The organism is Nitrospinaceae bacterium (genome assembly GCA_018669005.1).
GTDB lineage: Bacteria > UBA8248 > UBA8248 > UBA8248 > UBA8248 > UBA8248.
In genome coordinates this window covers 22,261-28,260 of record JABJAL010000057.1, presented here as the reverse complement: position 1 = coordinate 28,260, position 6,000 = coordinate 22,261, and the positions used below count along the sequence as shown (strand labels likewise).

Genomic DNA, 6,000 nt, shown 5'->3' with positions numbered 1-6,000 from the left:
GGAGTTGGGCAACGATGAAGAGGCCCGCGAGAGCTACAAGCAGGCGACTGAAATTGACAAGGCCTGTGCCCGGGGCTACGAGGGCATGGCCAACATCCTGGAAAAGGAAGGCAAGTCTGAGGAAGCATTCGAAATGCTTAAAAAGTCGGTCGAGATCAGCCCCAACAATCGTGATCGCCAGTTCAAGATGACCAAGCATTTGCTTGAGAATGGTGATGAGGATGCCGCACAGATCGCTCTACATAAAGCCCTAGAAAACGAGCCCGACGCTGCTTCTCGTAGCGCTGCGGCGGCTGAATTTTTCCTTGAAGCAGGCCGGGCCGATCTGGCCGAGGCCGAATACTCATTTGCCCTTGAGGAAGACCCCAGCAACGCCCATTACTACAACCGGCTAGGTCTCGCCTTCCGGCGACAGAAGAAATTCAAGGAAGCCATCGATAATTACCGAAAGGCCACGGTGATTTCGCCCGACGATGCCGTCATTTATTTCAACTTGGCGATAGCCATTGCTGAGTCCGGGGATCTGACCCAGGCCATCGGCTCGCTTCGTCGCGCTTTGGTTCTTAGGCCCAAATTTCCCCAGGCCGAGAAGATTCTCAAAACCCTTCAGGAAAAAGCTGGCCAGATTCCCGCCAAGAGCAAATAGATTTTCCGGCCCTTTTATGCTCATCTGCGGGAAACGAAGGTGTATATACGGGTCGCACGAGAATTAAATCATAAATTTCCTAATTGCCGCGAATCTTGTATTCTTCCTGGTGGAATTCAGGGGTTTTTCCTCCGTGCCGTATTCGCGCTTTGAGCACCATTTATGCATCGGAACTATGCCGGCGTGGCGCGAGGCCGACGGTTTACTCATCCTGGGATACTCTGATTAATGTTCCTCCGGCGAGGACTACTATTTTTCGTTGCGATATTCGTTGTGGTCCTTCTGGGCGCAGCTTCTTGGTGGGTACAAGTCCGGGTCAAGACGAGAATACAAGTCAGGACGGGAAAAACGCTTTCAAGCGTTCTTGCCGCCACAAACCAGGGTTTCCACACCTGGGTGGGGGAGCAGCAATCCGCGGCCCTTGTCTGGGCGGGCACGCCCGAGGTCAGACGGCTCACCGGGGAGCTCTTGCTGTTCCAGAACGCACCTGATTCCCTGAAAAATTCCCCTGCCCAGGCGGTATTGCGGGCCTGGTACGAGCCGATAGCAAAAGTTCGTGGATACCGGGGTTTTTTTGTCATTGCGCCCGGAAATATCAATCTGGCTTCTTCTCGCGATACTAATATCGGGGAAAACAGCCTTTTGGCCGAGCAAGAGGAATTCCTGTTAAAAATACTGCTCGGCCGAACCGCCCTGAGCCATCCGCAGCCCTCGGAAGTGCCTCTGCAGGATTCGAAGGGAAATTTCGTCGCGGGGCTTCCCACGATGTTTGTCGGGGCGCCGATTAAAAACGAGCGGGGCGACGTGATCGCCGCCCTGGCTTTTCGAGTCGATCCCCTCGTCGACTTCGCCGAGATTTTCAAGCGTGGAAGAATCGCCTCAACGGGCGAGGCGTACGCCTTTGACGAAAAAGGGCGCCTGCTTTCCGAGAGCCGTTTCGATCCGCAACTGAGCTCGGTCGGAATTATTCCCCCCGGTGTGAGCAGTATCTTTAACGTCGAGATCAGGGACCCGGGGGTGAACCTGATAGCGGGCGAAAAGGGCGCCACCCCGAAGAAGAGCCGACCCCTAACCTGGATGGCGAAACACGCCGTGACGGGCAAGGCGGGTGTCGGCCTTGAGCCGTATCGCGATTACCGGGGCGTTCCCGTGGTCGGCGCCTGGCTCTGGGACGGGGATCACGGAATCGGCATCGCCGTTGAAGAGGATGCCTCGGGGGCGTATTCCATCCTCTATCTCGCCCAAAAAATCATCGTTGTATCCACCGGTGTGTTGATGTTCTTGTTCGTGGGGCTTGTCGGGATGTTTTCGAAATTTCTCACCGTCTACTCGGATGCCGAAAAGCGGCAGGCCACGGAGCGCATTTTGCGCGAGAGTGAATTGCGCTTTCGCTCGCTTTTCGAGTCGGCGATGGACGCGTTCATCACCATTGATGAGCAGGGGCGCATCGGTCTGTTCAACAGCGCCGCCGAGCAGATGTTCGGCTATGCCGGGAGCGAGGTGATCGGGAAAAACGTCAACATGTTGATGCCCTCTCCCTACTATGAAGAGCATGACGGATATCTCCAGAATTATTTCCGAACCGGGGAAAAGCGCTCCATCGGTTTGATCCGAGCCGTGGAGGGTTTGAGAAAGAACGGAGAGAAATTTCCGATGGAGCTTTCCATCGGCGAAAACTTTATCGAAGGCAAGCGCTACTTCAGCGGCCTCATCCGGGATATCACCGAGCGCCACGAGATCGACCGGATGAAGAGCGAGTTCATTTCGGTGGTGTCTCATGAAATCCGCACCCCCCTCACCTCGCTCCGGGGCTCGCTGGGCCTGCTTCAAGGCGGCGTGGCGGGCGACATGAAACCCGAGGGGATGCAGCTGCTTGATATCGCCGTTAACAATTCCGAGCGCCTCATTCGCCTCATCAACGACATTCTTGACCTGGAGAAAATCGAGTCGGGAACCATGGAGCTACGAATGGCGAGGGTGTCTGTGAGGAAACTCGTCACCCGCTCGTTGGAAGAGATGCAAGGGTTGGCTTCTGATAATGGCGTTACTATTGAGGCTGACGTTGAGACGGTCGAAGTCATGGCAGACGGGGATACCATTGTTCAGGTTCTGACAAATCTGCTGTCGAACGCCATTAAATTCTCGGACCCAGGAGAAACGGTATCTGTCGCGGCTCGACGGGAAGGCGGGCGGGTCAAGGTGAGTGTCAGCGACCATGGAAGGGGAATTCCCGCCGATATGGTCGGGATGATTTTTGATAAATTCAAGCAAGTGGATTCATCTGACACACGCGAAAAAGGGGGGACCGGCCTCGGACTACCCATCTCAAGGGCCATTATCGAACAACATGGCGGGAAAATATGGGCCGAAAGCGAGATGGGCAAGGGAAGCGTTTTTCATTTCACCCTTCAGGGGTCCGAAATAAAAGAAGCCGTTTCCTCGGCGCTTGGTGCGGGCGGCGGGAAGTCCCGCCCACCGGTTCTTATTTGCGATGATGATCCGGATTTTGTCCGGTATGTACGGACAATTATTGAACAAGAGGAATACGCCACTGCCACTGCCTCCTCGGCGGAAGAAGCGCTCGAGTACCTGAAGAATAACGATGTGTCGCTCCTTTTGCTCGATGTGCATCTGCCGGGAATGAGCGGGATTGAGCTTGAGGGGCGGCTTAGGGCGGCGCCCGAGACCGCCGATTTGCCGGTCATCATCGTCAGCGGGGATGAACCTTCCGATGAGCCCGGAGTAGCCGGCCCCGTTATTATCGACTGGCTCACCAAACCAATAGATGTGGAAAAACTCATGCGCGGCCTGAGAGATTTCATCGGGGGGGAGAATTCGCCCGATGTTCTTGTCGTGGACGACGATGAGCAGTTGCTCACCGTTCTTTCGCGCCAGATCGGAAATTTGGGCACATTGGTACGTACAGCAACAAGCGGGCGGCTGGCCGTTCAAATGTGCCGGGAAAAAATGCCGGACCTCATTATTCTCGATATCGTGATGGACGATGGCGACGGTTTTTATGTGATTGACGCGCTCCGGGAGGAAATAGAAAAGTCTGGGGTGCCGATAATCGTTTTTTCGGCGTCTGAATTGACCGGGGAGCAGCGGCGCAGAGTCTCGGTGGGGAGCACCCTATTCTTGACGAAATCGAAAATCACCGATGTGCAGCTTGGAGAGCGGGTGGTGGACCTCCTCAACGGTTTGCTATCGGGCCCAGCATAAATTTAGGGCATGTAGTTTTAAGTGCATTCGCGAAGCACATAAAAAATAATAAATAACTTCGGGCAGATATTGGCGCGCCGTTCTTTCCTTAGAGCTTGTAGAGTTTCTGAGCGTTTCCGCAAAGAATTTTCTCTTGATCGCTTTCTGAAAGGTCTGCGAGGCCCGGAATTTCCCGTGCCGCTCCTAGGTAGCCCATGTCGAAGGGGTAGTCCGTCCCGTAGAGGAAATTATCTGCGCCTAGCGTTTCCACCGCATATTTGAAGGCCCCGGCGTTGTGGATAATGGTGTCATAGTAGAACCGCTCAAAATATTCCTCTGGCGCCTTGGCCCCATGCATTTTCGCCTCATCCCGCTCCCCATAGCCGTGCTGCCAGCGTCCGCGAATCCAGGGAACAAATCCGCCTGCATGCGAAAGATAGAACCTGATATCTGGAAAACGATCGAGCACGCCGCCGAAGATGAGGCATGCCACGGCAATGGTCGTGTCGAGCGGATTCCCGATGAAATTGCGCAAGTGATATTCCTTGAGCCTGTCCTGAGAGCCCATCACATCGATGGGATGGATAAAGATGGGAACATCAAGCTCGTCCGCCTTGGCCCAAAAGACATCAAGTTCGGGATTGTCCAAGTTTTCTCCCGCCACGTTCGAGCCAATCTCAACGCCCAGGTGCCCCGCCTTCACGGCGCGCTCAAGCTCATCCGCCGCTTTTTGGGGAGCCTGGAGCGGCGCCGTTGCCATGCAAGAGAATTGGCCGGGATGTTTCTGGGCAAGCTCTGAGAGGGAATCGTTAAGCGAGGCCGCTAATTCGAGGTTCAATCCCGCATCCAATCCGTAGAAAGTCATGGGCGGCACCACCGAAAGAATTTGCCGATCCACCCCCATCTGTTTCATGTCACCCAGGCGCATCTCAACGTCATAAGTTTCCCGGGGAAGGTTGTTCCTGTGGATATTTTCTTTGCCCAAAACAGGGATATTAATGACTAGATACTCCCACGGCTCGCCTGCTTCGATATAAAGATCTGAGCCGAATCGACCGGCTCGCACATCATCGATAAAAGCTTCGGGTGCAATATGGGCATGGGGATCGATAATCATGATTTTTTCCTTTATTAAAGAGGTGAATATTTTTAGAAGTTATCAAATCATAATGACGCAGCCTGTGGCGTCAAGCGATTAAGTGTTCTCCTCATCAAGCCGATCAAATGATCGCTTGGCCGCCCGCAGCATGTCGTTTGTCTTCGGGAAGCCGATGTAGGGAGAGCATTGGATGAACACCTCGATTATTTCATCTCGCGTGAGCCCGTGGTTCAGGGAGCTGCGCACGTGCCACTCCGCCTCGTCGACGAGTTGCTGGGCGGCAAATGCAGCGAGGCATATTATCTCACGGGTTTTCATGTCCAAGACCGGATCGCTCCAGACCATGCCCCAGCCATACTCCAGAAGAGCTTGTGTGTAGTGGGGCGCAATTTTGTAAAGCCCATCATCAGCCTGCCCCCCTTTTCCATAAATTCCCATCTTCTGTCGAGTTTTTAAGGCGTTTTCGATCCGCGCCTTTGCATCAGGATTTGGATCGACGTGGGCCATGAGGCGGTCGCCCGCCGCCTCTGCCGCCGCCTTCTTTGCTCCAGTGTAGGGCGCCGGGGGCTCGACGCCATTTTCTTTATCGATTTTATCGAACGCGCGTTTTGCTGCGCGTATTCCGTGGTTAGCCTTGGGAAAGCCGCAATAGACGGTGAGATGGGTGAGGGCGGCGATAATCTCCTCGCGAGTGAGCCCAAGGTTCAGACCGCTGCGGACATGCCACTCCACCTCGCCGTCTAGTTGCTGAGAGACGAGTGCCGTTATGACAATAAGCTCGCGTGTCTTGAGGTCAAGGAGGGGCCCACCCCAGGCGAGTCCGAAGCACCATTCTAAAATTCCCTGTGCTTGGGCTGCACCGTAGAATCCGTGTTCCATCTGGCCACCCTCGCCGTAGATGCCCATCTGCTTGCGAACCTCCAAGGCTCGATCAATACGTGCATCCATGTCCGGGTTGGTGTCGATGTTCGATACGATTCGATCCATATTCTCGTTGATGTGTTCGGTCGACATTACGGCTCCTCCAGTTTGAAGAAATTTGTCTAATCCAAAG

General features: G+C 54.5%; 4 protein-coding genes. 2 read left to right on the top strand and 2 right to left on the bottom strand.

The genetic code is table 11. The annotated features are described in order from the left end of the window. Both HOJ95_07800 and HOJ95_07795 read left to right on the top strand, forming a co-directional pair. On the top strand, positions 1 to 646 hold a 646-nt coding region (locus HOJ95_07800; protein MBT6394594.1), incomplete at its 5' end, for a tetratricopeptide repeat protein. Positions 647 to 874: 228 nt separating this feature from the next. Next, positions 875 to 3,868 carry a response regulator gene (locus tag HOJ95_07795; GenBank protein MBT6394593.1) on the top strand — a complete coding sequence of 998 codons (2,994 nt, stop codon included), beginning with the start codon at positions 875 to 877 and terminating at the stop codon, positions 3,866 to 3,868. Positions 3,869 to 3,956: 88 nt separating this feature from the next. Here HOJ95_07795 and HOJ95_07790 read toward each other — a convergent pair whose 3' ends face one another. Next, positions 3,957 to 4,964, bottom strand: coding sequence for an amidohydrolase (locus HOJ95_07790; GenBank protein MBT6394592.1), 1,008 nt, complete (start codon positions 4,962 to 4,964; stop codon positions 3,957 to 3,959). 78 nt (positions 4,965 to 5,042) lie between these two features. Next, complete coding sequence (locus HOJ95_07785) at positions 5,043 to 5,960, bottom strand: carboxymuconolactone decarboxylase family protein (GenBank protein ID MBT6394591.1); 918 nt, start codon at positions 5,958 to 5,960, stop codon at positions 5,043 to 5,045. Positions 5,961 to 6,000 lie beyond the last annotated feature (40 nt).